The 25,501-nt window shown below is 71.1% G+C and carries 24 protein-coding genes; 11 read left to right on the forward strand and 13 right to left on the reverse strand.

Annotation, left to right across the window (positions count from 1 at the left end; all coding sequences use genetic code 11):
* Positions 1 to 72: 72 nt before the first annotated feature.
* On the reverse strand, positions 73 to 1,707 hold the full coding sequence (locus tag GVN67_RS03145) for an ABC transporter substrate-binding protein (RefSeq protein ID WP_235034918.1): 1,635 nt from the start codon (positions 1,705 to 1,707) through the stop codon (positions 73 to 75).
* Between the two features lie 187 nt (positions 1,708 to 1,894).
* On the opposite strand from GVN67_RS03145, the gene GVN67_RS03150 reads away from it, so the two are divergent.
* Both GVN67_RS03150 and GVN67_RS03155 read left to right on the forward strand, forming a co-directional pair.
* Entirely contained in the window at positions 1,895 to 2,089 is a 195-nt protein-coding gene (locus GVN67_RS03150) for a hypothetical protein (RefSeq protein WP_159992819.1), read from the forward strand.
* A gap of 152 nt (positions 2,090 to 2,241) precedes the next feature.
* Positions 2,242 to 3,210 (forward strand): tripartite tricarboxylate transporter substrate binding protein, encoded by a 969-nt coding sequence (locus tag GVN67_RS03155; RefSeq protein WP_159992820.1) that lies wholly within the window; start codon positions 2,242 to 2,244, stop codon positions 3,208 to 3,210.
* A gap of 49 nt (positions 3,211 to 3,259) precedes the next feature.
* Here GVN67_RS03155 and GVN67_RS03160 read toward each other — a convergent pair whose 3' ends face one another.
* Both GVN67_RS03160 and GVN67_RS03165 read right to left on the reverse strand, forming a co-directional pair.
* Entirely contained in the window at positions 3,260 to 4,147 is an 888-nt protein-coding gene (locus GVN67_RS03160) for an NAD(P)-dependent oxidoreductase (protein WP_159992821.1), read from the reverse strand.
* 94 nt (positions 4,148 to 4,241) lie between these two features.
* Complete coding sequence (locus tag GVN67_RS03165) at positions 4,242 to 5,261, reverse strand: LacI family DNA-binding transcriptional regulator (protein ID WP_159992822.1); 1,020 nt, start codon at positions 5,259 to 5,261, stop codon at positions 4,242 to 4,244.
* A gap of 70 nt (positions 5,262 to 5,331) precedes the next feature.
* On the opposite strand from GVN67_RS03165, the gene GVN67_RS03170 reads away from it, so the two are divergent.
* Positions 5,332 to 6,141 (forward strand): N-acyl homoserine lactonase family protein, encoded by an 810-nt coding sequence (locus tag GVN67_RS03170; RefSeq protein ID WP_159992823.1) that lies wholly within the window; start codon positions 5,332 to 5,334, stop codon positions 6,139 to 6,141.
* Here GVN67_RS03170 and GVN67_RS03175 read toward each other — a convergent pair.
* Positions 6,138 to 6,902, reverse strand: a complete 765-nt coding sequence (locus GVN67_RS03175; RefSeq protein WP_159992824.1) for an SDR family oxidoreductase — start codon at positions 6,900 to 6,902, stop codon at positions 6,138 to 6,140. The genes GVN67_RS03170 and GVN67_RS03175 overlap by 4 nt on opposite strands.
* 156 nt (positions 6,903 to 7,058) lie before the next feature.
* Positions 7,059 to 7,673 carry a TetR/AcrR family transcriptional regulator gene (locus GVN67_RS03180; RefSeq protein WP_159992825.1) on the reverse strand — a complete coding sequence of 205 codons (615 nt, stop codon included), beginning with the start codon at positions 7,671 to 7,673 and terminating at the stop codon, positions 7,059 to 7,061.
* A 314-nt stretch (positions 7,674 to 7,987) separates the two neighbouring features.
* Here GVN67_RS03180 and GVN67_RS03185 point away from each other — a divergent pair, with 314 nt between their 5' ends.
* The 4 genes from GVN67_RS03185 to GVN67_RS03200 all read left to right on the forward strand — a co-directional run bounded on the left by GVN67_RS03185 (position 7,988) and on the right by GVN67_RS03200 (position 11,843).
* Positions 7,988 to 8,674, forward strand: coding sequence for a type 1 glutamine amidotransferase domain-containing protein (locus GVN67_RS03185; RefSeq protein ID WP_159992826.1), 687 nt, complete (start codon positions 7,988 to 7,990; stop codon positions 8,672 to 8,674).
* A gap of 190 nt (positions 8,675 to 8,864) precedes the next feature.
* Complete coding sequence (locus GVN67_RS03190) at positions 8,865 to 9,857, forward strand: TRAP transporter substrate-binding protein (RefSeq protein ID WP_159992827.1); 993 nt, start codon at positions 8,865 to 8,867, stop codon at positions 9,855 to 9,857.
* A gap of 97 nt (positions 9,858 to 9,954) precedes the next feature.
* Positions 9,955 to 10,527 carry a TRAP transporter small permease gene (locus tag GVN67_RS03195; RefSeq protein WP_235034919.1) on the forward strand — a complete coding sequence of 191 codons (573 nt, stop codon included), beginning with the start codon at positions 9,955 to 9,957 and terminating at the stop codon, positions 10,525 to 10,527.
* Entirely contained in the window at positions 10,524 to 11,843 is a 1,320-nt protein-coding gene (locus GVN67_RS03200; RefSeq protein WP_159992828.1) for a TRAP transporter large permease, read from the forward strand. The genes GVN67_RS03195 and GVN67_RS03200 overlap by 4 nt, the downstream gene beginning before the upstream one ends.
* A 36-nt stretch (positions 11,844 to 11,879) precedes the next feature.
* Here the strand turns inward: GVN67_RS03200 and GVN67_RS03205 are convergent, their stop codons facing one another.
* Entirely contained in the window at positions 11,880 to 12,839 is a 960-nt protein-coding gene (locus GVN67_RS03205; protein ID WP_159992829.1) for a tripartite tricarboxylate transporter substrate binding protein, read from the reverse strand.
* 73 nt (positions 12,840 to 12,912) lie between these two features.
* Complete coding sequence (locus tag GVN67_RS03210; protein WP_159992830.1) at positions 12,913 to 13,698, reverse strand: SDR family oxidoreductase; 786 nt, start codon at positions 13,696 to 13,698, stop codon at positions 12,913 to 12,915.
* 86 nt (positions 13,699 to 13,784) lie between these two features.
* Here GVN67_RS03210 and GVN67_RS03215 point away from each other — a divergent pair, with 86 nt between their 5' ends.
* Both GVN67_RS03215 and GVN67_RS03220 read left to right on the forward strand, forming a co-directional pair.
* Entirely contained in the window at positions 13,785 to 14,747 is a 963-nt protein-coding gene (locus tag GVN67_RS03215; RefSeq protein ID WP_235034920.1) for a tripartite tricarboxylate transporter substrate-binding protein, read from the forward strand.
* Positions 14,748 to 14,749: 2 nt separating this feature from the next.
* Complete coding sequence (locus GVN67_RS03220; protein ID WP_159992831.1) at positions 14,750 to 16,066, forward strand: MmgE/PrpD family protein; 1,317 nt, start codon at positions 14,750 to 14,752, stop codon at positions 16,064 to 16,066.
* Here GVN67_RS03220 and GVN67_RS03225 read toward each other — a convergent pair.
* Positions 16,057 to 17,727: an FAD-dependent oxidoreductase gene (locus GVN67_RS03225; RefSeq protein WP_159992832.1), complete on the reverse strand. Its 1,671-nt coding sequence runs from the start codon at positions 17,725 to 17,727 to the stop codon at positions 16,057 to 16,059. The two genes, GVN67_RS03220 and GVN67_RS03225, sit on opposite strands and share 10 nt — an antisense overlap.
* A 167-nt stretch (positions 17,728 to 17,894) precedes the next feature.
* On the opposite strand from GVN67_RS03225, the gene GVN67_RS03230 reads away from it, so the two are divergent.
* Positions 17,895 to 18,596 carry a hypothetical protein gene (locus GVN67_RS03230; protein ID WP_159992833.1) on the forward strand — a complete coding sequence of 234 codons (702 nt, stop codon included), beginning with the start codon at positions 17,895 to 17,897 and terminating at the stop codon, positions 18,594 to 18,596.
* Between the two features lie 7 nt (positions 18,597 to 18,603).
* Here the strand turns inward: GVN67_RS03230 and GVN67_RS03235 are convergent, their stop codons facing one another.
* From GVN67_RS03235 to GVN67_RS03245, 3 genes are read right to left on the reverse strand one after another with little or no spacing between them, the layout of a single operon-like run.
* Positions 18,604 to 19,614, reverse strand: a complete 1,011-nt coding sequence (locus tag GVN67_RS03235; RefSeq protein WP_159992834.1) for an aldo/keto reductase — start codon at positions 19,612 to 19,614, stop codon at positions 18,604 to 18,606.
* Between the two features lie 21 nt (positions 19,615 to 19,635).
* On the reverse strand, positions 19,636 to 20,580 hold the full coding sequence (locus GVN67_RS03240; RefSeq protein WP_159992835.1) for a D-2-hydroxyacid dehydrogenase family protein: 945 nt from the start codon (positions 20,578 to 20,580) through the stop codon (positions 19,636 to 19,638).
* 22 nt (positions 20,581 to 20,602) lie between these two features.
* On the reverse strand, positions 20,603 to 21,793 hold the full coding sequence (locus GVN67_RS03245; RefSeq protein WP_159992836.1) for an MFS transporter: 1,191 nt from the start codon (positions 21,791 to 21,793) through the stop codon (positions 20,603 to 20,605).
* Positions 21,794 to 21,908: 115 nt separating this feature from the next.
* Here GVN67_RS03245 and GVN67_RS03250 point away from each other — a divergent pair, with 115 nt between their 5' ends.
* Entirely contained in the window at positions 21,909 to 22,466 is a 558-nt protein-coding gene (locus tag GVN67_RS03250; RefSeq protein ID WP_159992837.1) for a TetR/AcrR family transcriptional regulator, read from the forward strand.
* A 4-nt stretch (positions 22,467 to 22,470) separates the two neighbouring features.
* Here the strand turns inward: GVN67_RS03250 and GVN67_RS03255 are convergent, their stop codons facing one another.
* Both GVN67_RS03255 and GVN67_RS03260 read right to left on the reverse strand, forming a co-directional pair.
* The gene (locus tag GVN67_RS03255; RefSeq protein ID WP_159992838.1) at positions 22,471 to 23,877 is read right to left on the reverse strand and encodes an aspartate aminotransferase family protein; all 1,407 of its coding nucleotides are present in this window, start codon (positions 23,875 to 23,877) and stop codon (positions 22,471 to 22,473) included.
* A gap of 80 nt (positions 23,878 to 23,957) precedes the next feature.
* The gene (locus GVN67_RS03260; protein WP_200845105.1) at positions 23,958 to 25,481 is read right to left on the reverse strand and encodes a PLP-dependent aminotransferase family protein; all 1,524 of its coding nucleotides are present in this window, start codon (positions 25,479 to 25,481) and stop codon (positions 23,958 to 23,960) included.
* Positions 25,482 to 25,501 lie beyond the last annotated feature (20 nt).

Here is a 25,501-nt window from a genome sequence, read left to right on the forward strand (position 1 = left end):
CCGAAGCCCCGCCCCTGCAGCCAGGACAGGGGCGGGGCTTCGGTCTCGGTGGCGCTCATGGCGCGTCTCCCTTCACTCGGCGCGGCGGACGGCGGTGGCCAGGGTCTGCTCGTCGGCGCGGGCGGCATAGGTCAGGCCGCGGCGCACCGCCCAGGCATTCTTCAGCAGGAACAGCGGCAGGATGCCGAGATCGGCATCCGCCTCGGCCACGGCCTGGCGCAGCAGCGCCTCGCGCGCCGTGTCGTCCAGCGTGGTGATGGCGCGCTCGGTCAGGGCGTCGAGGTCGGGGTTGCTGTAGCGGCTGAAATTCGGCGACCCCCAGCCACGCTCGCGGTCATAGGTGCCGAGCACGTTGCGCAACAGGTAAGAGGCCTCGCCGGTCGGGCTGCCCCAGCCGCCCAGGCGGAAGGCGAATTCCTGCTTCGGGCCGCGCGCCAGGTAGGTGGCCCAGGGCAGCGCCTCGACCTCGGTGCGGACGCCGATGCGGGTCCAGAACTGCGCCACCGCCTGGGCGGTGCGGCCGTCATTCGGATAACGGTCGTTCGGCGTCGACAGGGTCAGCCGAAAACCCTGCGGGAAGCCGGCCTCGGCCAGCAGCGCCCGGGCCCGCGCCAGGTCCTGTGGCCGCGGCTGCACCGCCGGGTTGTACGAAAAAGAGCCCTCGGGCAGCCATTGCGCGGTGGGGATGGCGGTGTTTTCCATCACCCGCTCGGCCAGCGCCTGGCGGTCGATCGCCAGGTCCAGCGCCTGCCGCACCCGCCTGTCCTGGAACGGATTTCTCTCGAGCGCCTTGCCGGCATTGTCGGTGACGCTGGGGACGGCGCCGCTGCGCGAAAAGTCGGCCTGCAGGTAGATCAGCCGAACGCCGGCGATCTCCGAGACCGTCAGCCGCGCCTCGCGCTTCAGCCGCGCCAGGTCGTTCGACGGCACCTGGTCGATGACATCGACATCGCCGGCCAGGATCGCCGCGCTGCGCGCCCCGTCATTCGGCAGGAAGCGGTAGTCGACCTCCGTCCAGGGCTCCTGCGCACCCCAATAGGCGTCGTTGCGGCGGAACACCGCGCCCTGGCCCGGGCGGTAGCTGACGAAGCGATACGGCCCGGTGCCGATCGAGGCCTGGCCGCTGTTGTAATTCTCCGCCACCGCCCCGGTGCCGGCATGGCGCGAGATGATCTGCACCTGCGCCAGGTCGCTGGGCAGCAGCGGATGCGGCCGCGCGGTGTGGAAGCGGACGGTGCGCGCATCCACCACCTCGACCCGCTGGATCGGCCGCACCGCGCCGGCGAAGCCGCCATTGCTGCCCGGCACATTCGGCACCCGGCCGATGGTGAAGGCGACATCGTCGGCGGTGAAGGGTTTCCCGTCGTGCCAGGTCACGCCATCCCGCAGGCGGAATTCCCAGACCGTGTCGCCGACCGGCTTCCAGCTTTCCGCCAGCCCCGGCTGCAGCCGCAGCCGGGCGTCGCGCGCCACCAGCGTCTCGAAGACATGGCCGGTCAGGGCGAAGTTCGAGGTGGTGTTGGAAATATGCGGATCGGCCGAGGAGACCGGGTTGGCGACCCCGATGGTCAGCTTCTGCGCCGCCGCCGGCCCGGGCAGCAAGGCGAGGGCCAGCGCCGTGACCGGGGCGAGCATCGCCAGGCCGCCACGGCATCGCCGCCGGCCGGCGGCGCGGGGGCGGGGGGCAGGCGGGCGGCGCAGCGGCATCGTCGTCGGTTCCTCGGCAGCGCGGGGAGGGATCCCCCGGACGGCCATGGTTCAACTTACTATGAACGTAAGTCAATCTGTATAACGACGTACGATGGCGTTAATTAGGAATTGCCCGCACAATCTGCCGGATGCCCCGCGGATTATTGACTGGCCTTGATCGTGCTATCCGCGCTACGCCGGGTGCATGAGGAGCGAACCGGTTGCCGCCTGGCCTGAGCCTGCCAGCCCCGACGCCCTCGCGGCGGACCGGGCCCCGGCCGTTTCCGCCGCCCTGCTGGCCCGCAGCCTGTCCTGGCGCCGCTTCGGCGCGCTGGGCTGGAAAATGGCCCTCTGGCTCAGCGGCGCCGTGCTGATGGCGCATCTTCTCGGCCTGGGCTGACCCACCCTTCCTGCGAGCCTGTCGACGCCGCCTGACCGGGCGGCGTTTTCGCATGGAAATCTGATATCGATATCACAAAGGGATTGTCGGACGATCCTAGGGCAGGCAAGCTAAGCCGCGAAGAAGAAGCCGCCCGAGGGAACGAATCCACCATGCCCGTCATCACCCGCCGCGCCCTGCTGGGCGCCGCCGCGGCCCTGCCGCTCGCCCGCCCCGCTTTGGCCGCCTGGCCCGACCAGCCGATCCGCGTCATCGTCCCCTGGAATGCCGGGGGCCTGGCCGATATCGTCATCCGCGCCCTCAGCGGCCCGATCTCCGGCCCGCTCGGCCAGCCGGTGGTCATCGAGAACCGCCCCGGCGCCAATGGCGCGGTCGGCACCCAGGCGGTGGCCCGCGCCAACCCGGACGGCCACACCCTGATCCTGGCCAATGCCGAGACCCACGCGATCAACCCGCTGATCTATCCGAAATTGACCTACAATCCGGTGACCGACTTCACGCCCGTCACCCTCTTCGCCCGCGGCCCCTTCGCGCTGATCATCCGCCCCGGCCTCGGCGTCGAAGACTTCGCCGGCTTCATCGCCAAGGTCCGCGCCGAGCCCGGCAAGCTGACCTTCGCCTCCTGGGGCATCGGCAGCACGCCGCACCTGGCCATGGAAGGCCTGCTGAAGCAGAACAACCTGCAGATGCTGCACGTGCCCTTCACCGGCGCGGCGCCGGCCAGCACCGCCATCGTCGGCGGCCAGGTCGACGCCATGTTCCTCAATGCCGGCCCGGCCGAAGCCGTCTCCCGCGACGGCAAGGTGAAGATCCTGGCCCTCGGCGCGTCGGAGCGCCTCTCGACGCTGCCCAACACCCCGACGCTGGCCGAGCTCGGCCAGCCGATCGAGGCCGGCAACTGGTTCGGCCTGCTCGGCCCCGCCAGGATGCAGCCCGCCATCGCCGAGCGCATCGCCACGGTCATCGGCGAGCAGCTCAAGGCGCCGGCCATGCGCGAGATCTTCCGCACGCAGGCGGCGGTGCCGACCACCACCACCCCGGACGAGATGCGGAAGTTTATTGCGGATGACACGGCGCGGTGGTCGTCGGTCGTCAAGGACCTGAATATTCGGCTCGACTAAAAAGAAAGGCCGGGGGAAGGAATTCCCCCGGGCCCCCATCTTTTTTCTGTCAGATCTCGACGCCAGCCCACTGCTCGACGACCTTCGCGATGGACGTGAAGTCGCTGTCAGCACCATACGTCGCGCTGGTCACGGCCAGCATCTGCCGCACCGCGCTGCCCACCACCATCGGCACGCCCATCGCCTCGGCCTCGTCCACGCACAGCCGCACATCCTTGTGCGACAAGCCCGTCGCAAAGCCGAAATCGAAGCTGCGCGGAATGATGGCGCGCGGGAACTTGTCCTGCGTCGCGCTGTTCCGCCCGCTGCTGGCATTGATCACCTCGCACATCAGCGACGGATCCAACCCGGCCTTCACCCCCATCACGATCGCCTCCGACGAGATCGCCAGGGCCGCCGCCGCCAGCAGATTGTTCGCCAGCTTCAGCACCTGCGCCTGCCCCGCCTTCTCGCCGCAGAAGAAGGTCTTCCCCAGCACCGCCAGCACCGGCGCGATCTCGTCGAAAGCGTCGCGCGGGCCCGACACCATGATGGCCAGCTTCCCCGCCGCCGCCCCGGTGATGCCGCCCGAGACCGGGGCATCCAGCGCGACGCGCCCCGCCTCGGCGAAGGCGGCGCCCACCTGCTGCGCGATCCGCGGTCCGGTGGTCGACAGGTCGATGAAGCACCGCGCCCGCTGCCCCTGCAGCACGCCATCTGTCCCCAGCGCCACGGCCCGCACCACATCCGGCGTCGGCAGGCTGCCCAGCACGATATCGGCCAGGTCCGCGACCTCGCGCGGGCTCTCGGCGCGCCGCGCCCCGGCGGCGACCAGGGGGGCGACGGAGGCCTCCACCCGGTCGCAGACCACCAGAGGATACCCGGCCTCCAGCAGGCGCAGCGCCATGCGGCTGCCCATCTGCCCCAGACCCACGAAGCCCAACACCGGCTGCGTCATCACGTCTTCTCCCTGGGCGCTGACGGCCCTCGCTGCCGGTCTAGGCAGCGGCGGGATGGCGCACAAGGCAAAACATGATATCGATAACAGGAAATCAGGAGCTGGCGCGCTGGATGATCTCGAAGCGCAGGTCGATCCGCACTGTCTCGTCCGAGCGGCCCTGGATGCGGTCCAGCAGGATCTGCGCCGCCCGTCGCCCGATCTCGGCCCGCGGCAGCCGCAGCGTGGTCACCGGCGGCACCATCTGGCCCAGGATCTCGAAATTGTCGAAGGCCGCCAGCGCCACGCGCCCCGGCACCGGCCAGCCGCGCCGCTGGCATTCGAAATGCGCCCCGATCGCCAGCACGTCGCCGGCGAAGAAGATCGCATCCGCCTGCGCCCCCTCCACCAGCCGCACCACGGCTTCGGCGCCGGACGGCAGGCCCGGCGGCATCTCCAGCATCAGCCGCGGGTCCTCGGCCAGGCCGAGCTCCGTCAGCGCCGCGCGGAACCCCGCCTGCCGCGCCCGGCTGCGATCGTTGTTCGCCGCCGGCAGCGTCACCAGCGCGATGCGGCGATAGCCCAGGCGATGCAGATGCAGCGTCATCGCCCGCGCCGCGTCCTCGTTGGAATAGCTGACCACCATGTCGATCGGGTCGGGCGCCATCTCGCCGGTCTCGACCACCGGCACCCCGGCGCGGGCCAGCATCTGCCGCGCGCTGTCGGCGTGGCGGGTGTTGTGCAGCATCAGCCCGGCCACCCGCTGCGCCAGGAAGGCGGTGATCAGCGCCGCCTCGTCCTCCTCGCGATAGCCGCAATCGGCGACCATCAGCTGGTAGCCCTGCCGCCGCAGCACCTCGGAGACGCCCTGGATGGTCGGCGCGAACAGCGAATTCTCCAGGCTCGGCACGATCAGCCCGATCACCCGGCTGTTCTGGGAGGAGAGGCTGCCCGCCAGCCGGTTCGGCACATAGCCGATGGCGGCCACCGCCGCCTCCACCCGCCGGCGGATCTCGGGGGAGACCTTCTCCGGGTCGCTCAGCGCGCGCGAGACGGTCATGGTCGAGACCCCCGCCTGCTGCGCCACGTCGCGCATCCGCGCCGTCGCTCCCTGCTTGCCCTCGGCCTCAGCCATGGTCGAGACTCCGCATCAATCGAGAAGCGCCCCGGGCGAAGCCGGCGGCGCAGGGAAGGAAGCCGAGCCCATGACCGAAACCGATGACGACGTCTATGCGATCCATGCCGTCAAATACGCGCATCACGACCGCCCGGCCTATGAGAATTTCATCGGCGCCGATCCGCATGACAATGCCAACATGCCGCTGGACTATTTCGTCTGGGCGGTGGTCGGCCGCAACCGGACCTTCGTCCTCGACACCGGCTTCGATGCCGCGATCGCGAAGAAGCGGGGCCGAAAGCTGATCTGCACCCCCGCCGAAGGCCTCGCCCGCATCGGCGTCCAGGCCGACCAGGTGCAGGACGTGGTGCTGTCGCACATGCATTACGACCATGCCGGCAACACCGACATGTTCCCCGCCGCGCGCTACCACCTGCAGGACCGCGAGATGGCCTATTGCACCGGCCGCTGCATGTGCCACCAGGTGCTGCGCGTGCCCTTCGAGCCCGCCGATGTCCAGGCCATGGTCGGCCGCGTCTTCGACGGCCGGGCGAAGTTCCACGACGGCAGCTCGGACCTGGCGCCGGGCATCAGCCTGCACCATGTCGGCGGCCATTCGCTGGGGCTGCAGGTGATGCGGGTGAAGACGCGGCGCGGCCATGTCGTGCTGGCCTCGGATGCGACGCATCTCTACGCCAATTTCCAGCAGCGCCGGCCTTTCCCCATCGTCGCCGACGTGGCGCAGATGCTGGAGGGCTATGACACCCTGCACCGCCTGGCCAGCTCGCCCGACCATATCATCCCGGGGCATGACCCGGCGGTGCTGGACCGCTACCCGGCTTCCGCTCCGGGGCTGGAAGGGCAGGCGGTGCGGCTGGACGCCGACCCGCGGGTCTAGACAGCGCGGACCCAGCCGCCATCGACATCCAGGACGGCGCCCTGGATGTAGCTGGCCTCGGGGCCGAGCAGGAAGGCGGTGGCTGCGGCGATCTCCTCTGGCGCGCCGAAACGGGCGACACCGGTGGAGGCCGCCAGCGCCGCCGCCGCCGCTTCCACGTCCAGCCCCTGCTCCTGCTGCACCGTCGCGATCCGCGCGGTCAGCCGGTCGGTGCGGATGCTGCCGGGGTTGATGGCATTGACCCGCACGCCGTCGTGCACGCCGCGATCGGCCAGGGCCTTGGTCAGATTGGCCATGGCGGCATTGACCGCGCCGCCCACGGTGAAATCGGCGCTGGCCACCCGCCCGCCAACGCCCGCGATCAGCACGATCTTGCCCGATGCCTTCTGGAGATGCGGCCAGGCGGCGCGGCACAGCCCCACGCCGCCGAACAGCTTCAGCGCGAACCCCTGCTGCCAGGCGGCGTCGTCCAGCGTCAAAAAGTCGCCGCGCGGGGTGGCGCCGGCGCTGTGCACCAGCAGGTCCAGCCCGCCGAATTTTTCCACCGCCTCGGCGACGGCCTGGTCTGCGGCGCCCGGTGCAGAAAGATCGGTCGCGAAGGCTGCGGCACCGGGCAGGGCGGCCGCTTCCTGCGCCAGCGCCTCGGCCGAGCGGGCAACCAGCAGGACGCGGGCGCCCTCGGCAGTCAGGCGGCGGGCGATGGCCAGGCCGATGCCGCGGCTGGCGCCGCTGACCAGGGCAGCCTTTCCGGAAAGCGTCATGGGCGTCACTCCAGGGTGATGATTGCGGAGCCCATGATGGTGCCATCCTGCCATCGCCTTGACACGGGCGATTGGCGGCAGAGCGCGATGGCTTGGGATGGCAGCGTCGAAAAGCCCGATCGCGCGATCGAAGCATGCCGCCAGCGGATGCGCCGCTCAGCGAAGGCCGATACCGAGCAGATACCGGGTCGTCTGTAGCGCGGCGTCGAAGGGGGCGGCGCTGCGGACGATCTTCGCCATGACGCTACTGCCCAACCACAGCTGGTACAGCGAGGCGGCAGCCTCTGCCGCCGATTGCTGCGCGGCCAGGGAGCCCTCCTGAACGCCGATCTCGATGGCGCTGTGCAGGCGCGCGATGATGCCCTGCGTCCCCGATTTCAGCGCGAGACGCATCGGCTCCGAGAGATCCGCGACCTCGGCGCCGAGCTTCACCGCCAGGCAGCGCCCCTGGCAATCGCCCTGGCCATCATAGGCACCCTGGTTCTCGCGCCAGCCGGCCCAGTAGAGCATCAGCCGCTCGGCCATGGTCAGGCCGGGCCGGGCGAGCAGCGCATCCATCTCGGCATGATAGCCGTCGAAATAGGCCATGAGCAGGGCCTCGCCGAAGGCGTCCTTCGAGGCGAAGTAATGGTAGAAAGAGCCCTTGGGAACGCCGGCATCCTTCAGGATCTCGGTCAGGCCGACGGCGGAGAAGCCCTTGCGGGCCATGATCCTCTGGCCGGTGCTGAGGATGGCAGCGCGGGTGTCATGGTCTTGAATCGCGAGTGACATGGCGCCGTTCTGCCATTGATTAGACCAGTCGTCTATGAAATCCCCGACAAGGGTGGTCGGATGGCCGGTTTCGCCCTGGACGCGCTGTCAGGGCGGGCTTCCGTGGAGGCGATGCCGGATTTCTCTGCCAAAATCGACTAGACGACCGGTCTAATTCGAGCCATTGTCAGTGTTACGGGTGGCCCCGGCCGGAAGCCACCTGACCGCGATACTGTCCGGACGGCGCCACAAGACGACCGGTCTACGTGAAAGCCCGGCGGCCGCAGCCGCGGGAGGCTCGCGACCGTTGGAACGCAACACCGAAGGAACTGACGATGAAGGCCCTGATCGTTCTCACCTCGCATGACCAGCTCGGCGATACCGGCCGCAAGACCGGCTTCTGGATCGAGGAGCTTGCCGCGCCCTATTACAGCTTGCAGGAAGCCGGCGTGGCGATCACGCTGGCTTCACCCAAGGGTGGCCGCGCGCCGCTCGATCCCAAGAGCAACGAGCCCGGCTTCCAGACCGACGCCACCCGCCGCTTCGAGGCGGATGCCGGGGCGATGGCCGCGCTGGCCAACACGGCGAAGCTGTCGGACGTCTCGGCCGCCGCCTTCGACATGGTCTTCTACCCCGGGGGCCACGGGCCGCTGTGGGATCTGGCCGAGGATCGCCATTCCATCGCCCTGATCGAGAGCTTCCTGGGGGCCGGGAAGCCGGTGGCCCTGGTCTGCCACGCGCCTGGCGTCCTGCGGCATGTGCAGACCCCCGAGGGAAGGCCGCTGGTCGAGGGCAGGAAGGTCACCGGCTTCACCAATTCGGAGGAAGCGGCGGTCGGCCTGACCGAGGTGGTGCCGTTCCTTGTCGAGGACGAGCTGGTGGCCAAGGGCGGCCGCTTCTCGCGCGGACCGGATTGGGGGTCTTACGTCGTCCAGGACGGCCTGCTCATCACCGGCCAGAACCCGGGCTCGTCGCAGGCCGCTGCCCTGGCGCTGTTGGCGAGCATCAGGCCGGCCGCGTGATCGCCTGGTCGGGGTGACGCAGGGGGCAGCCGCTCCCGGACGGGGTGGCATCCCGGGCGTCACGGCGGGGTGGTTTCCCCGCCACCTCCCGCGGTTCCGGCTGAAGATTCTGTCATTTAATGTCGTGTCGGAATGACATAGCCTTGTCCCCAGGCCGGCGCAGTCCGGCCGTCATGGGGAGAGAGACGAGATGCAGCGCAGGACCCTGCTGGCCAGCGGCCTGGGGCTCGGCAGCCTTGCCATCATCGGCAAGGCGCGGGCCCAGGCCATCACCTTGAACGGCGCCTCGCAGTTCAACGACGAGCATGCCTTCACCCGCTGCCTGGTGCGCTTCGAGGAGCTGGTGCGCAAATACTACGACCAGCCGATCAACTTCGTGCTGCACAAGAACAGCAGCCTCGGGCTGGAAAAGCAGTATTTCGAGTACATGTCGCAGGGGCGGGCGCTGGATTACGGCATCGTCTCGCCGGCGCATATGTCGACCTTCTCGCGCGCCGCCCCCTTCATCGATGCGCCCTTCCTGTTCCGCGACCTCGCGCATTGGCACAAGGTGATGGACCAGGACCTGCTGAAGCCGATCGGCGACGAGCTGGAGAAGCGCGCCCGCGTCATGCTGGTGGGCTATGCCGGCGGCGGCATCCGCAACATCTTCGCCAACCGGCCGCTGACCACCCTGGCCGAGCTGCGCGGCGTCAAGGTCCGCGTCCAGGGCGCGCCGATCTGGAGCCGCACCTTCGCCGCCGCCGGCATGTCGCCCACCGTCATCGCCTATAACGAGATCTACAACGCCATCCAGAACGGCGTCATCGAGGCCGGCGAGAACGAGGCGGCCGGCGTCGAGCAGATGCGCTTCTTCGAGGTGGCGCCGCATCTGGCGCAGACCCAGCATGCCATCACCGTCCGCCCGATCTGCTTCTCGGCCGGCAGCTTCGCCCGGCTGCCGCCGGCGCTGCAGGCCGCCATCCGCCGTGCCGGGCCCGAGGCCGCCGCCTTCGGCCGCCAGATCGAATCCGGCGAGGACAGCCAGAAGATCGACGCCCTGGCCGCCGCCGGCCGGCTGAAGAAGGTCGAGTTCCGCGAGCGCCAGGCGCTGATGGAGAAGGTGGCCCCGGTGCTCAGCGCCTATGCGCGGGAGATCGAGGCGGATGGCATCCTCGGCCGCATCGCCGCCGTCACCAGCTGAGCCCCGCCCGGCTGAGCCCCGCCCGGCTTAGCCCCGTATCGACCGCTTCGACACGCACCTGCAACGCGCCGCCGGCCCGGGTGCCGGCGGCCAGCGGATGGAACACCGTATGATCGAGACCTTCGATGGCAGCGGCCCGGCGGTCGGCGCCGCGCCGGATGGGGGCGGGCAGGGCATGCTGCACCGCCTGATCGCCGGCTATGCCGCGCTGCTGCGCGGGCTGCTGGGCCTCAGCCTGCTGGTGCTGCTGTTCCCGGTCACCCTGCAGATCTTCGCGCGCTTCACCACGCTGCTGCCGCACTGGATCTGGACCGAGGAGATGGCCCGTTTCGGCCTGATCTGGATGGTGATGATCGGCGCCATGCTGGCGGTGCGCGAGGGGACGCATTTCGTCGTCGACGTCTTCCCGCGGCTCTCGCCGCGCGGCCTGGCGCGGATCGAGCTGATGACCGGCGTCTTCGTCCTGGCCTTCGCACTGATCTTCCTGGTCTTCGGCTGGGAATTCACCGAGACCGCCTTCTACCGCATCAGCGAGATGGCGGAATTGCCGCTGTGGCTGATCCACATGGCCTGGCCGCTGGCCGGCCTGTCCTTCGTGCTGTTCAGCGCCGAGCGCATGTGGCTGGCGGCGCGGCTGCTGGCCGGTCGCGACGGGGTGGCCGGCGCATGAGCGGCACCCTGCTGACCCCGGGCCTGGCCGCCGCGATCCTGTTCGGCGGCTTCTTCCTGATGCTGGCGCTGCGGGTGCCGGTGGCCTTCGCCCTCGGCCTGTCCTGCGCGCCGATCCTGATGCTGGAGCCGCGGCTGTCGCTGTTCATCCTCGTGCAGGAGACCTTCAACGCCTATAACAGCTTCATCCTGCTCGCCGTGCCCTTCTTCCTGCTGACCGCCAATCTGATGAATGTCGGCGGCATCACCGACCGGCTGATGACGCTGTCGCGCGGGCTGGTCGGCCATTTCCCCGGCGGGCTGGCGCAGATCAACGTGGTGCTGTCCTTCTTCTTCGCCGGCATTTCCGGCAGTTCCACCGCCGATGCCGCCAGCCAGAGCAAGATCTTCATCGAGGCGCAGCGCAAGGAGGGCTATGACGACAGCTTCTCCGTCGCCATCACGGCCGTCTCGGCGGTGCTGGCGGTGATCATCCCGCCCTCCATCCTGATGATCGTCTGGGGCGGCGTGCTCAGCGTCTCGATCGGCGGGCTGTTCCTGGCGGGAATCGTGCCGGGGGTGCTGATCGCCGGGGTGCAGATGGCGACCGTGCATGTCTATGCCACGCTGCGCCGCTACCCCACCTATCCGCGCGCCACCTGGCGGCAACTGGCCTGCGCCCTCTTCGTCTCGATCCCGGCGCTGATGACGCCGCTGATCATCATCGGCGGCAAGCTGTTCGGCTGGTTCACCGCCACGGAATCCGCCTGCATCGCCGTGCTCTATGCCGGCGCGCTGTCGCTGCTGGTCTATCGCGAGATGAACCTTGGCGGGCTGTGGGACAGCCTGGTCGATTCCGGCCGGCTGGCCGCTGTCGCGCTGTTCTGCGTCGGCACCGCCAGCGCCTTCGGCTGGCTGCTGGCCTATTATGAAATCCCCCGCGTGCTGCTGGAAGGGGTGCAGGGCTGGGGCCTCAGCGCCATCGGCACCGGGCTGTTCATCGCCGGCGTCTTCCTGATCACCGGCTGCTTCCTCGACGCCATCCCGGCCATCATCATCGTCGGCGCCATCCTGCAACCGCTGACCGTGGCGGTGGGGATGGACCCGATCCAGTTCGCCATGATCGGCATCGTCTCCCTGGCCTTCGGCCTGGTGACGCCGCCTTACGGGCTGTGCCTGATGATCGCCTGCTCGGTGGCCGGGATGCGCATGGCCGATGCGCTGAAGGACACCATGATCATGCTGGTGCCGATGCTGGCGGTGCTGCTGCTGATCATCGCCTGGCCGTCGCTGGTGCTGTTCCTGCCCCGGATGATCTCGCCCGAATTCCTGAACTGAGGCTGGCCGGCGGCGGGCGGCGCCCGCCGCCCGGCGTCACTCCAGGGTGATCTTGGCGTCGCGCACCACCGTGCCGATCTTGGTGCGTTCCGCCAGCATGAACTGCACCAGCGTCTCGGGATCGGCGGTGGTGACCTCCGCGCCCATCTCCAGCAGCCGGGCGCGCTCGGGCACCGCGCCGATGATGGCGTTGATCGTGGCGTTCAGCTTCGCCACCACGGCGGGCGGCATGCCCGCAGGGCCGATCACCGCATACCATTCGTCGATGGCGAAGCCCGGCAGCCCGGATTCCGCGATGGTCGGCACCTCCGGCAGATAGGGCGCCCGGTTCGCCGAGGTCACCGCGATGGCGCGCAGCCGCCCGTCGCGCACGAAGGGCAAAGTGGAGCTGGCATTGCCGAACATCAGCTGCAGCGACCCGCCGGCGAGATCCGCCAGCGCCGGCCCGCCGCCGCGATAGGGCGCATGGGTCATGCTGGTGCCGGTCGCCAGCTTGAACATTTCTCCCGAAATGTGCACGGCCGAGCCGATCCCCGGCGAGCCGAAGGCCAGCTCGCCGGGCTTCTGCTTCGCCAGCGCGATCAGCTCGGCGACGCTGGTCACCGGCAGGCGGGGATGCACCACCAGGATATTGGCCACCCGCGCATGCAGCGCGATCGGCGTCACGTCGCGGATCGGGTCATAGGCCGCCTGCTTCTGCATCGCCGCCATGGAGATCAGCGTGCTGGTCACCATGCCGATGGTGTGGCCGTCGGGGGTGGCGCGGGCCAGCTCCACCGTGCCGATGGCGCCCGAGGCGCCGCCGCGGTTGTCGATCACCACCGGCTGTCCCAGCGCCGCCGACAGCGGCGCCTGCAGCTGGCGCGCCAGGATATCGGCGGTGCCGCCGGGCGGCCAGGTGACCACCATGCGCAGCGGCCGGCTGGGCCAGTTGTCCTGGGCGATCGCAAGGCTGGGCGTGGCCAGCGCCGCCGCCAGCAGGGCACGTCGTTTCATCTTTCTTCCTCCCACGTCGCGGCCGCGCCTCTGTCCCGGGCAGCGGTCCGCTGGTCAGCTTCCGCGCGTCAGCTCAGGCGGCGGACCAGCCGCCATCCACCGGCAGGGCGGCGCCGGTCAGGTCGCCGGCCGCCTCGCTGCACAGCCAGGCCGCCAGCCCGGCGACCGCGTCCAGCCCGATGAAGCGCCCGGTCGGCTGCTTGCCGTGCAGCACCGCCGCCGTCGCGGCCTCGCGCAGCTCGCCGCGCTGCATGGCGGCCTCGATGCGGGTCTCGATGCCGGGCGTCAGGCTGGTGCCGGGGCACAGCGCGTTGCAGGTGATGCCCTGCCGCGCCGTCTCCAGCGCCACGGCCCGCGTCAGCCCGATCAGCGCCGTCTTGGTGACGACATAGCCGACGCGGTCGACGGCGCCGACCAGCCCGTAGATCGAGGACATGTTGACGATCCGCCCGAAGCCCGCCGCCTGCATCGCCGGCAGCGCCAGGCGGATGGTGTGGAAGGCGGCCGAGAGATTGACCGCGATATCCGCGTCCCAATCCGCCGTCGGCATTTTCTCGATCGGCCCGAAATGCCGGGTGGCCGCGTTGTTGACCAGGATGTCGACCGGGCCGACGGCGGCCATCAGCGCCGCGATGGCGGCGGGGTCGCCGAGATCGGCGCGGTGATAGGCGACCGCCACCCCATGCCGCGCGGCGAGCTCGGCGCGGACCGGCTCGGCTTCTTCCCCCGTCGCCAGCCCGTGCAGATGCAGCGCGCAGCCGGTCGCCGCCAGCGCCTGGGCCACCGCCAGGCCCAGCCCGCCGGTCGATCCGGTGATCAGCGCCCGGCGCCGTGATCCGCCCGCTTCCGCTTCGCGCAATTGACCGTCCCTTCCGGATGCGCCACCTTGATATCGATAACATGAGGGCGCGGCAAGCACCCGATCACGGAGAGGATTCTTTCATGATGCCCCGCATCCCCCGCCGGCCGCTGCTGGGCGCGGCCGCTGGCCTGCTCGCCTGTCCTGCCGTGTCGCGCGCGCAATCCCGCCCGGTGCGGCTGCTGGTGCCCTATGCCCCGGGCGGCGGCACCGACATCTTCGCGCGTGCGCTCGCCGAGGGCCTGACCGAGACGCTGGGCGCGACCGTGCTGGTGGAGAACCGCGCCGGCGCCAATGGCTCGATCGGGTCCGAGGCCGTGGCGCGGGCCGAGCCCGACGGCCAGCTCTTCCTGGTCGATACCGGCAGCCACGTCATGAACAGCTACACCATGCCGAGCCTGCCCTATCAGCCGCTGCGCGACTTCTCCCCGGTCGCCCTGCTGTCGAAGTTTCCGCTGCTGCTGACGGCATCCGCCGCCGCGCCCTTCCGCGATGTCGCCGGGCTGATCGCCGCGGCCCGCGCAGCGCCGCGCAGCATCGGCTTCGGCACCTCGGATGCGGCGATCTCCTATGCCGGCAATCTCTTCACCCGGCTGGCGGGGATCGAGATGGTCGAGGTGCCCTATCGCGGCGCCGCCCCCATCCTGAACGACCTGGTGGCCGGCCACCTGCCGACCGGGTGGAACAGCACGGTCGCCGCCGCGCAGCATCTCTCGGCCGGGCGCATCCGCGCGCTCGGCGTCACCACCGCCGCGCGCAGCCCGCTGCTGCCCGAGGTGCCGACATTGGCCGAGGCCGGGGTCGCCGGCTACGACTTCGCAGGCTGGTACGTCATGGTCGGCCCGTCGAAGCTGCCGGCGGCGACGGCGACCCGCATGCACCAGGCGGTGCTGAAGACGCTGGAGCTGCCGCGGGTGCGCGAGCGGCTGCTGGGCATCGGCGCCGATCTCGGCGTGCTCGGGCCCGACGCGCTGGCGGGCTTCCTGAAGGAAGAAGACGCACGCTGGGCCCAGGCCTCGCGCGACGGCCTGATCAGCCGGATGCAGTGAGCATGACCGACCAGGAGTCCTGCGGCGCCGCCCTGGGCCGCTTCATCGCCGATTTCCCCGCCGACGGGTTTTCGCCCAGCCTCTGGCATGAAGGGCGGCGCTCGCTGCTGAATTTCTTCGGCGGCGCGCTGGGCGTGGCGCAGGACCCGGCGGTGCAGACCGCGCTGCGGGTCATGGCGCCGTTCTCCGGCCCCGAGCGCGCCACCGTCATCGGCCGCGCGGAACGGCTGGACGCCATGGGCGCGTCCTTCGTCAATTGCATCGCCGCCAATCTGCTCGACTTCGACGACACCCATCTGGAGACGGTGATCCACCCCACCGCCGCCGTCGCCCCGCCGCTGCTGGCGCTGGCCGAGCTGCGCGGCTTCTCGGGTGCCGCCGTGCTGGAGGCCTTCCTGATCGGCGCCGAGGTCGAATGTCGCATCGGCGTGTCGGTCTCGCCCGGGCATTACGCGCGGGGCTGGCACATCACCTCGACCTGCGGCGTCTTCGGCGCGGCGGCGGGCTGCGCGCGGCTGCTCGGGCTGGACCCGGCGCAGAGCGCGACGGCGCTGGGCATCGCCGCCAGCCAGTCGGCCGGGCTGGTGGAGAACCTTCCCTCCGCCGCCAAGAATGTCGGCATGGGTAATGCGGCGCGCAACGGGCTGCTGGCGGCGCTCTTCGCCGAGGCCGGCTATGGCGCCGCGCCGGCGGCGATCGAGGGCAAGCTCGGCTGGGCCCGCGCCATGGGCGATGCTCCCGACATTGCCCGCATCACCGGCGGCCTGGGCGAGCAGTGGGAGATCGCCCGCAACACCTACAAGCCCTATCCCGCGGGCATCGTCTTCCACGCGGTGATCGACGCCTGCCTGGACCTGCGCGACGGGCTCGGGGAAGTGAAAGAAATCCTGGTTGAGGGTGACCAGCTGCTGCTCGACCGCGGCGACCGCGTGCTGCGCAACGAGCGCGACGCCCGGGTCAGCATCCACCACTGCGCCGCCGTGGCGCTGCTGCGCGGCCGTGCGGGGGTCGAGGATTTTTCGCTGGCCGCGCTGCAGGACCCGCAGCTGGCGGCGCTCCGCGGCAAGGTGCGGGCGCGGCTCGATGCTTCTCTGGCGCGCGGCGCTGCCCGGGTCACGGTGGTCGCCCCGGATGGCGCCCGCCGCGTCGCCGAGGTACGTGACCCCCGCGGCAGCGAGGCCCGCCCCATGTCCGACGCCGAACTGGAAAAGAAATTCGTCCAGAATGGCGGCACGCCGGCCCAGGCACGCGCGGCCTGGGGGCTGGATCGCTGCGCCTCGGTCGCCGCGGTGATGCAGGCCTTCGCCGCTCAGCCCTGACGTGGCAGGGCGTTGCGCGACAGCATGCGCTTCGCCGCCACATAGCCCCAGGCCATGTTCGGCCCGATGGTGGTGCCGGCGCCGACCGAGCGGGTGCCCAGCGGATTGGCCATCGCCACCCCGGCGCAGAAAAGGCCGGGGATGACGCTGCCATCGGCGCGCAGCACCTCGGCCTGGTCGTTGGTGCGCGGCCCGCCCTTGGTCGCCAGGATCGAGCGGTTGAAGGGCATGGCGAGGAAGGGCGCGGTCGCGATCGGGTCCAGCCCGGCGCGGCGGCGCTTGTCCACCGCGGCGGCGTCGCGCTTCGCCGGGCGGCCGAAATCATGGTCCTCGCCGGCGGCGGCGGCGGCGTTGAAGCGTTCCACCGTGGCGCGCAGCGTCGCCGGGTCGATGCCGATCTTCTGCGCCAGCTCCTCGATGGTGGCCGCCTTGCGCAGCCAATTCGGGTCATGCCGCGCCGCCCAGCGCACCAGCGGCAGCCGCTTCAACATGGCCGCGTCGCTGATCACCCAGGCCGGCAGGTGCAGCGGCTGGCCGTCGGCGCCCCGGCTGTCGATCAGCTCGCCGATGTTGAAGCGCAGCTCGTTGACGAAGCGGCGGCCCTCGCGATTGACCAGGATGGCATTCGGCTCGGTGTGGAAGGGCACCGGCATGGCCAGCACGCGCCCCTGGTAGCGCTTCGGGATCGAGGGGGTCAGCGTCGCCTGGTCCATATGCGCGAGCTCGGCGCCGACGGCGGCCGCCATCTTCTGCCCGTCGCCGGTGTTGCTGTCCGGGCTGCCGAGATAGTCCACCGGCCCCGGAAAATGCTGCTGCAACAGGGAAGCATCCCATTCGAAGCCGCCGGTCGCGATCAGCACGCCGCGGCGGGCATGGTATTCCCGGCGTCGCCCGCGCTGCTCGACGACGGCGCCGGTCACCGCGCCGGTCTCGTCGGTCAGCAGGGACACGGCCCGCGCGCCGCGCTCGACGGTGCAGCCGGCATCGAGGCAGCCGCGCAGCAGGCCGATGATCAGCGCCGTGCCCTTGCCGCCGGTGCTGGTCAGCACCCGCCACAGCAGCCGCGGCCAGAGCTGGAAGGCGGTGCGGACCGGATGGTGGTAGAGGTCGGTCTCGACCGCCTCGTGATAGGTGAAGACCTCCGGGATGGTCGAGCGCCGGATCGCGAAGCCGAGCCGGCCCAGCCGCCAGCGGCTGAGCGGCAGCGGCGACATCATGCGGCCCCTCGGCTTGGCGCCGGGCAGGTCGCGCAGCGGGTCGGGCTCGGGGGTCAGCGCGAAGCGCAGCGGGCTGTGCGCCTCGACGAATTCCAGCATCTCCGGGGCGGCGGTGACGAAGCGCTGCCACAACGCGTCCTCGGTCGCGGCCCAGCCCTCGGGCGCGGCGGCGCGGATATAGGCCAGGGCCTCGTCCGGACTGTCGTCGATGCCGGCGGCGCGGGCATGGTGGCTGGCCGGGATCCAGGTGCCGGCGCCCGACATGGCGCTGGTGCCGCCCAGCACCTCGGCCTTTTCCAGCACGGTGACGGACAGCCCGCCGATGGCGGCGGTCAGCGCCGCGGTCAGCCCGGCGGAGCCGGAGCCAAGGACCAGGACGTCGGTGTCCACGGGGGTGTCCACGCGGGTGACCACGGGGGTGTCGACAGGCGGAAGCGCGCTCATTCCGGTGTTTCTAGTCGGTTTTCCCGGGGCGTAAAGCTTGCCCTGCCCCCGGAACGAAGGCAGAATCGCCCGCCCGTGACAGCGCCGTTGCGGAAGCTCCTGGGATACAGAGAACGGCCCATGAACAATTCCGAGCATTCGGCGCCGTCCTGCGGTATCGTCGTCGCATGAGCGACATGCCTGGAAGCGACAAGGACGGACCCCGCCGCCCCCGCCGGCTGCCCTGGGATTTCCACCCCTCCCTGACGGAGGAGCGGCTGATCGCCGCCGCCGGCCTGCTGGTGCGCGGCCGCGAGGACGCGGTGTCGCAGGCGGATTACTGGGCCGGCGACGACGCCTGGTCGATCGGCTGCCGCGCCTATTCCTTCACCAAGCACCAGGTGCGCGCCGCCGCCGAGGGCGGCCGCTACCACTGGCTGAAGGTGCTGGACCACACGCACCATTTCGTCTTCATGATCGAGGACGTGCCGGTTCGTTTCTACCGCGGCGACGCCGAGGAGCCGAGCAAGCGCACCCTGCTGCGCCAGCAGCTGGAATCCAACCAGATCTCCATGGTCTTCGGCCGGGAATTCGAGGAGGAGGGGACGATGTTCCGCCTCGCCATCGAGACCGACGAGGAAGGCCATGTCAGCCGCGTGGTCTTCCTGGCGCTGCGCGGCGAGCAGGGCGTCACCGAATGCTTCTGGCCGGTGCCGCTGGCGCAGCGCGCCGCCGCCAAGGTCGAGGCGCCGCGCGGCCGCCGCAACAGCGCCGCCGCCCTGCAGCTGCCGCTGCTGCCCTGGGCAGGGCCGGCGCTGCCCTCCTCCTCCCAGGGCAAGGCCAGCCGCCGCGCCGGCGGCCGGCCCGCGCCGTCGCGCAAGGCCGGCTAGAGAGCTTCTACGCCGTCCAGGCCTTGCGACCCTCGAGCGGATAGCCCGGGTCGTTGTAGCCCGGCGTCGAGGGATGGCCGGCGGGAACGAGAGAGTCGACCAGCGCCTCGTCCTCGGCGGTGAAGGAATAGTCGAGCGCGCCGACGTAGTCCTCCCACTGCGCCTCGGTGCGCGGGCCGGCGATGGGGGCGGTGATCAGCCGGTTGTTCAGCACCCAGGCCACGGCGAATTGCCCGGCGGTGATGCCGCGGCTTTCCGCATGGGCGCGCAGCGTCTGGGCGATGGCGATGCTTTCCGGCCGCCACTCGGTCTCCATCATGCGCTTGTCGGCGCGGGCGGCGCGGCTGCCGGGCTCGGGCGCGGCCTGGCTAGCATATTTGCCGGTCAGCACGCCGCGGGCCAGCGGGCTGTAGGGCACCACGCCCAGGCCATAGTAGGCGCAGGCCGGCAGGTGCTCGGTCTCCGGCATGCGGTTCAGCGCGTTGTAATAGGGCTGGCTGACCACCGGGCGGTCGATGCCGGCCTCGTCGCAGAGCCGGCAGATTTCCGCCACCCGCCAGGAGCGGTGGTTGGACACGCCGAAATGCCGGATCTTGCCGGCGCGCAGCAGCTCGCCCAGCGCCCGCACCGTCTCGGCCAGCGGCGTCGCATGGTCTTCCTTGTGCAGGTAGAGGATGTCGATGGTCTCGACGCCCAGGCGCCGCAGGCTGTCCTCGGCCGCCTGCAGGATGTGGCGGCGCGACAGGCCGCGGTCGTTCGGCCCGGGGCCGGCGGGATTGGCCAGCTTGGTGGCCAGGATCCAGTGCTGCCGGTTGGCGCGGATGGCGCGGCCGGTCACCTCCTCCGACCTGCCGCCATTATAGACATTGGCGGTGTCGATGAAGTTGATGCCCTGGTCGCGGGCGCGGTCGATGATGCGGGTGGCGGTGGGCTCGTCGGTGGCCTCGCCGAACATCATGGTGCCGAGGCACAGCGGCGAGACCTTCAGCCCGCTGCGGCCGAGATTGCGATACTTCATGGGGCTTCCTTCCTGGGGGGATCAGCGCAGCTCGCGCACGGGCGCGCCGGCGCGCCAGGCGGCGATGGCCTCGACCATGTCGGGGAAGAACAGCGCGTAGCTGCCCTCGGTGACATAGCCGAGATGCGGGCTGAGCACGGCGTTCTTCTCGGATCGCAGCGGGTGGTCGACCGGCAGCGGCTCCTGGTCGTAGACGTCGAGGCCGGCGGTGATGCGGCCCTCGCGCAGCGCGTCGAGCAGCGCCGCCTCGTCGACCAGCGGCCCGCGCGAGGTGTTGATCAGCACCGCGCCCGGCTTCATCGCGGCGAGCTCGGCGCGGCCGACGATGCCGCGCGACCGGTCGGACAGCACCAGGTGCAGGCTGACCACGTCGGATCCGGCGAACAATTCTGCCTTGGTCACCTGGCGCACGCCGAGCTCGGCGCAGCGCTCGGCCGACAGGTTCTGGCTCCAGGCCACCACCTCCATGCCGAAGGCGCGCGCCACCGGCACCATCTGCGCGCCGAGCCGCCCGAGGCCGGCCAGCCCCAGCACCCGGCCGTGCAGCACGCGGCCGACGCTTTCCTGCCACAGCCCCTGGCGGATGCGGGCATCTTCCTGCGGCAGCCGGCGCAGGGTCGCCAGCATCAGCGCCCAGGCGAGCTCGGTGGTGGCGTAGAAGGATTCGCCCCCGCGGGTGTGGCAGACGGTGACGCCCTGGGCGCGCGCGGCGGCGAGGTCCAGCGCGCGGTTATGCGCCCCGGTCGTCACCAGCAATTGCAGGTTTTTCAGCTGCGCCAGCAGCGCCGCCGGCATCGGCTGGCGCTCGCGCATCAGGCAGACCACCTCGTAATCGGCGAGGATGTCGGCCGCCTGGTCGCCCAGCGGCTGGTCGAAGAAATCGACGCTGGCCTCGGGGCCGAGGGAATCCCAGTCGGCCAGGCCCGGGCCCACCTTCTGGTAGTCGTCGAGCACCGCGATGCGCATGCCGTTTTCTCTCCCGCTGTCGTCAGCGCGGCATCCTGCGCCGGCGCAGCAGCGGCAGCAAGGCGAGCAGCACCACCGCGCCGCCATAGAGCTGCGTTGTCGGCAGCAGGCCGATCTCGCGCGCCGCCATGCCTGCCGCCAGCGCCGGCAGGCTGAAGGCCAGGTAGCTCTCGACATAGAAGGCCGAGAGCAGCCCGGCGCGCTGATGCGGCGCGGCCAGCGGCAGCAGGCTGCGCGCCGCGCCGAAGAAGGCGCCGCCGAAGCCGAAGCCGGCCAGCGCCGTGCCCAGTAGCAGCCCGGCCGGCGAGGCCAGGGCCACGGCGGCCAGCGTCGCCAGCGTGCCGCCGGCCAGCGCCGCGCTGCCCAGCGGCAGGATGCGCGCCGGCGTCATGCCGCGCAGCGCCAGCATCGCCAGGCTGCCGGCGGCGGTCAGCGTCGCCACCACCAGCCCGCCGAGCAGCGCGCCCCCCTCCAGCTGCCGCGCCACCGCCGGCATCAGCGAGAAGTAGAAGCCGCCCAGCGCCCAGACCGCGACATTGACCGGCATCACCGCCCAGAACACGGCCCGCGCCTGCGGCGGCACGCCCAGCCGCGGCCGCAGCGTCTTCCAGAGGGTGACGGAGCGGTCGCGCCGCGCCGTCTCCGGCAGCGCCCAGACCAGCACAGCGGCCACCAGCATCGCGGCACCCAGGATCAGAAAGACGAGCTGGCGCGGGGCAGGGGCCTGGGCCACCAGCAGCGCGGTGCCCAGCGTGCCCAGCGTCAGCCCCAGCAGCGGCGTCACCGCATTGACCAGCGGCCCGCGCTGGCGGTCGCCATCCAGGATGGCGGCGCCCAGGCTGCTCATCGCCGCCCCCGTGGCGAAGCCCTGCACCAGCCGCGCCGCCAGCAGCGCCTCGACCGAGCCGGCGGTCATGAAGACCAGCATGGCGCCGGCATCCAGCAGCAGCGCCGCGGCGATCACCGGCCGCCGGCCCAGCTGGTCCGACAGGCTGCCTACCGTCAGCAGCGCCAGCAGCAGCGAGGCCGAATAGATGGCGAAGATGCCGGTGACGGCCAGCGCCGACAGGCCCCAGGCCTCCTGGTACAGGCGGTAGAGCGGGGTCGGCGCCGCCGAGGCCGCCTGCACCACCGCCAGCGTCGCCGCGCCGAACAGCAGGAAGGCCGGGCGTGGCAGCGGCGCCGCCTGGCAGGGGACGGAAGTGCTGGACATGGGAGCCTCGCTGCCTTTAAGGCCAAGGAATAGCGTTAAGCTCCTTGTGGCGGCTTTCGCGGCTTAACGCAAAGATTTTGCGTTAAGACAGCCATGCGACGCGGAGGACCCCGCCATGACCACCCGGGAGATGATCCGCTGCGGCGGCCGCAGCGCCCGCATCCAGTCCGCCGTGCACGCGGCGGTCGCCGCCCTGCTGCGGGAGGGCGACCGCGCCGGCCTGACCCTGCCGATGGTGGCGGCGCGCGCCGGGGTGACGCCGTCCACCCTGTATCGCCGCTGGGGCGACCTGCCGGCGCTGCTGGCCGATGTGGCGCTGCAGCGGATGCGGCCGCAGGAGCCGCCGCTCGACACCGGCGCGCTGCGCGGCGACCTGCGCGCCTGGGCCGAGCAGTATCGCGAGGAGATGGGCTCCGAGCCCGGCCAGGCGATGATCCGCGACGTGCTGCTGGCGCCCGGCGGGCAGCAGGCGCAGCCCTGCGCCGCGCTGGTCGCCGCGCAGCTGGCGGTGATCGACGCCCGGGCGCGCGGCCGCGGCGAGGCCGGCTTCGACGTCGCCGCGGCGATGGACCTGCTGGTGGCGCCGATCGTCTACCGGCTGCTCTTCGCCGAGGCGCCGCTGCCGGCCGGGCGGCTCGAAAGCCTGCTCGACCGGCTGCTCGGCCCCGGCTGAGGCGTCACTCGGCCGCCTGGCGCTCGGCGCCGACCAGGCCCTGGCGGCGGGCCTCGGCGAGGCCCACTTCCAGCGCCTCGGCGAAGATCGCCACCAGCTCGTCCACCTGCGCCCGGGTGATGATCAGCGGCGGGCAGAAATAGACGGCATCCGGGCTGGCGCGGACGATCAGCCCCTTTTCCATCGCCACGTTCTGGATCAGCGGGCCGATCCCGGCGGCGGCCGGCAGCACGGTGCGGTTGGCCTTGTCGGAGACCAGCTGCACGGCGCCGATCAGGCCGACGCCGCGCACCTCGCCGACCAGCGGATGGTCGAGGAAGCCGCGCAGCTTCGCCTGCAGATACGGCCCGACGTCCTGCACATGCGCCAGGATGTCGCGCTCCTCGTAGATCTTCAGCGTCTCCAGCGCGACGGCCGACGAGACCGGGTGGCCGGCATAGGTGAAGCCATGCGCGAAGTTGCCGAGCCGGCCGGCCAGCGACGTGATGGCCTCGGCGATCGGCGTGCTGATCAGCGTCGCCGAGATCGGCAGGTAGGCGGAGGACAGCGCCTTGGCCACCGTCATGATGTCGGGCTCGATGCCGAAGGTGTCGCAGCCGAACATCTGCCCGGTGCGGCCGAAGCCGCAGATCACCTCGTCGGCGATCATCAGGATCTCATACTTGCGCAGCACCGCCTGGATGCGCGGGAAGTAATCCTGCGGCGGCACGATGACGCCGCCGGCGCCGTTCACCGGCTCGGCGATGAAGGCGCCGATGGTCTCGGGGCCCTCGCGCAGGATGAGCTCCTCGAGGTTCTGCACCATGCGGTCGGTGAACTGCGCCTCGGTCTCGCCCGGCTCGCCGTAGAGATAATGGCTGGGGCAGTCGGTGCGCAGCACCGGGCCCATCGGCAGGTCCCATTCGACATGGTTGTGCGCGAGGCCCGTCAGGCTGCCGGAGAAGACGGTGATGCCGTGGTAGCCGCGGTGCCGGCCGATGATCCGCTTCTTCGCCGGCCGGCCCAGCGCGTTGTTGTAGAACCAGACCAGCTTGGCGGCCTGGTCGTTGGCCTCGGAGCCGGAATTGGCGAAGAGCACCTTGGACAGGCCCTTCGGCGCGATCTTCAGCAGCGCCTCGGCCAGCTCGATGCTGGGCTCGGTCGAGCGGCCGTTGAAGATGTGGTAGGTCGGCAGCTTCTCCATCTGCCGCACCGCCGCCTCGATCAGCCGCTTCTCCGAGAAGCCGAGCGAGGTGCACCACAGCCCGGCCATGCCCTCCAGGTAGCGCTTGCCGGAATCGTCATGCACATAGATGCCGTCGCCCTGGGCCATGATGGTCGGGCCGCTCTCCTTGTGCTTCTCCAGGTTGGTGTAGGGGTGGATCAGCGAGGCGACGTCGCGGGCGGCGAGCGAGTTCGGGGTGCTGGTCATGGCGGCGGGCTCCTGGGCGGCGGTCAGGCTGAATCGCTAGCCCGCCAGCCTATCGCCCCGACAGGGCCAGTTGCGCGAATTCAACCCTGCCAGCCGGCCACGACCTCTTGTCCTTCCCGCGCCCGCCGCGCCGGCCGCAGTTCTTCGAGCGCGCGCCCGAGCCCTGCCAGCCCCGGCTCGATCCGGTCGGTGCCGATCGACGAGAAGCCCAGCCGGAAATTCCCGAGCCCCTGGCCCGGCTCGTCGTAGAAGAACTCGCCGGGCTCGATCAGCACGCCCTGGCCGCGGGCGATCTCGGCCAGCCGGTGCGCGGCGACCCCGGGCGGCGCGGTGACCCAGACGCTGCTGGCGCCCAGGCCCCGCTGCGTCCGGCAGCCGGGCAGATAGGCCGGCAGCAGCCGGTCCATCAGCCGGGCGCGTTCCGCCAGCACCAGCCCGACCCGCCGCAGATGGCTGCGGTAATGGCCGAGCCCGATGAAGCAGGCGAGGCTCCGCTGGTTGTTGCCCGGCGGGTGCCGCATGATCAGCCGGCGCAGCGCGCGCAGCTCGGCGATCACCGGCGGCGGCGCCACGACGAAGCCCAGCCGCAGCCCCGGCGACAGCGTCTTCGAGAAGCTGCCGACATGGATCACCCGCCGCGTCGCATCCAGCGCGCGCAAGGGCGGCGGCCGGGCACCCTCGGGGAACAGGTCGGTGTCGTATTCGTCCTCGACCAGGATGATGTCGCGGGCCCGCGCCAGCCGCAGCACCGCCTGCCGCCGCTCGGCCGACATCATCGCCGAGGTCGGGCTCTGGTGCCCGGGCGTCAGCAGCACCAGCTCGCAACCGGCGAAATCGGCATCCGGCACCGCGCCCTCGGCATCCACCGCCAGCCGCCGCAGCCGGTCGGTCTGCAGCCGCGCCATGCGCCGCAGGTCGGGATAGCCCGGCTCCTCCATGCCGACGACGGTCTGCCGCCCGGCGAAGAGCCGCAGGATCAGGTACAGCGCCTGCTGGGCCCCCAGCGTGATCATCACCTCGGCCGGCGCCGCCCAGATGCCCCGCCGCGGCAGCACCTGCTGGCACAGCTGCGCGATCAGCGCCGGGTCGTCCTCGTCGATGCGGTCCACCGACCAGCTCTGGATCGCGCCGGCGCTGGAGGCGACCTTCACCGCCTCCCGCCACTCGGCCGCCGGGAACAGCGCGGGGTCCAGCTCGCTGGACAGGAAGGGGAAACGGTAGCGCTGCCAGTCCACCGGCTTCGACGAATGCGCGGTGCCGCCCGGGCGCACGGCGAAGCGCTGCTCCCAGCCCTCCTGCGCCACGCCGCCCGCGGGCAGCCCGACCGGCAGGGCCTCCTGCGCGGCGACAAAGACGCCGCTGCGCTCGCGGGCGATCAGCAGCCCCTCATCGACCAGCTGCTGATAGACCTCGACCACGGTGATCCGCGCCACCCCCAGCAGCCCGGCCAGCTGCCGCCCCGAAGGCAGCCGCGTGCCCGGCGCCAGCCGCCGCGCCGCGATCGCCTGCATCAGCGCATGCCGGATCTGCGGCTTCAGCTGCCCGCCGGCACGGCCGATGCCGGAAAACAGGCCGATCCATTCGAACGCCGGGTCGCGGGACATCCCGGCATGATCGGCAAACC

Origin of the sequence: Roseomonas sp. 18066 (assembly GCF_902706185.1) — a bacterium.
Taxonomy (GTDB): Bacteria; Pseudomonadota; Alphaproteobacteria; order Acetobacterales; family Acetobacteraceae; genus Pseudoroseomonas.

Excerpts from the sequence above, each read along its gene's own strand:
- GVN67_RS03145 (WP_235034918.1), bottom strand. The coding sequence starts at position 1,707 with ATGCCGCTGCGCCGCCCGCCTGCCCCCCGCCCCCGCGCCGCCGGCCGG.
- GVN67_RS03150 (WP_159992819.1), top strand. The coding sequence starts at position 1,895 with ATGAGGAGCGAACCGGTTGCCGCCTGGCCTGAGCCTGCCAGCCCCGAC.
- GVN67_RS03155 (WP_159992820.1), top strand. The coding sequence starts at position 2,242 with ATGCCCGTCATCACCCGCCGCGCCCTGCTGGGCGCCGCCGCGGCCCTG.
- GVN67_RS03160 (WP_159992821.1), bottom strand. The coding sequence starts at position 4,147 with ATGACGCAGCCGGTGTTGGGCTTCGTGGGTCTGGGGCAGATGGGCAGC.
- GVN67_RS03165 (WP_159992822.1), bottom strand. The coding sequence starts at position 5,261 with ATGGCTGAGGCCGAGGGCAAGCAGGGAGCGACGGCGCGGATGCGCGAC.
- GVN67_RS03170 (WP_159992823.1), top strand. The coding sequence starts at position 5,332 with ATGACCGAAACCGATGACGACGTCTATGCGATCCATGCCGTCAAATAC.
- GVN67_RS03175 (WP_159992824.1), bottom strand. The coding sequence starts at position 6,902 with ATGACGCTTTCCGGAAAGGCTGCCCTGGTCAGCGGCGCCAGCCGCGGC.
- GVN67_RS03180 (WP_159992825.1), bottom strand. The coding sequence starts at position 7,673 with ATGTCACTCGCGATTCAAGACCATGACACCCGCGCTGCCATCCTCAGC.
- GVN67_RS03185 (WP_159992826.1), top strand. The coding sequence starts at position 7,988 with ATGAAGGCCCTGATCGTTCTCACCTCGCATGACCAGCTCGGCGATACC.
- GVN67_RS03190 (WP_159992827.1), top strand. The coding sequence starts at position 8,865 with ATGCAGCGCAGGACCCTGCTGGCCAGCGGCCTGGGGCTCGGCAGCCTT.
- GVN67_RS03195 (WP_235034919.1), top strand. The coding sequence starts at position 9,955 with ATGGAACACCGTATGATCGAGACCTTCGATGGCAGCGGCCCGGCGGTC.
- GVN67_RS03200 (WP_159992828.1), top strand. The coding sequence starts at position 10,524 with ATGAGCGGCACCCTGCTGACCCCGGGCCTGGCCGCCGCGATCCTGTTC.
- GVN67_RS03205 (WP_159992829.1), bottom strand. The coding sequence starts at position 12,839 with ATGAAACGACGTGCCCTGCTGGCGGCGGCGCTGGCCACGCCCAGCCTT.
- GVN67_RS03215 (WP_235034920.1), top strand. The coding sequence starts at position 13,785 with ATGCCCCGCATCCCCCGCCGGCCGCTGCTGGGCGCGGCCGCTGGCCTG.
- GVN67_RS03220 (WP_159992831.1), top strand. The coding sequence starts at position 14,750 with ATGACCGACCAGGAGTCCTGCGGCGCCGCCCTGGGCCGCTTCATCGCC.
- GVN67_RS03225 (WP_159992832.1), bottom strand. The coding sequence starts at position 17,727 with ATGAGCGCGCTTCCGCCTGTCGACACCCCCGTGGTCACCCGCGTGGAC.
- GVN67_RS03230 (WP_159992833.1), top strand. The coding sequence starts at position 17,895 with ATGAGCGACATGCCTGGAAGCGACAAGGACGGACCCCGCCGCCCCCGC.
- GVN67_RS03235 (WP_159992834.1), bottom strand. The coding sequence starts at position 19,614 with ATGAAGTATCGCAATCTCGGCCGCAGCGGGCTGAAGGTCTCGCCGCTG.
- GVN67_RS03240 (WP_159992835.1), bottom strand. The coding sequence starts at position 20,580 with ATGCGCATCGCGGTGCTCGACGACTACCAGAAGGTGGGCCCGGGCCTG.
- GVN67_RS03245 (WP_159992836.1), bottom strand. The coding sequence starts at position 21,793 with ATGTCCAGCACTTCCGTCCCCTGCCAGGCGGCGCCGCTGCCACGCCCG.
- GVN67_RS03250 (WP_159992837.1), top strand. The coding sequence starts at position 21,909 with ATGACCACCCGGGAGATGATCCGCTGCGGCGGCCGCAGCGCCCGCATC.
- GVN67_RS03255 (WP_159992838.1), bottom strand. The coding sequence starts at position 23,877 with ATGACCAGCACCCCGAACTCGCTCGCCGCCCGCGACGTCGCCTCGCTG.
- GVN67_RS03260 (WP_200845105.1), bottom strand. The coding sequence starts at position 25,481 with ATGTCCCGCGACCCGGCGTTCGAATGGATCGGCCTGTTTTCCGGCATC.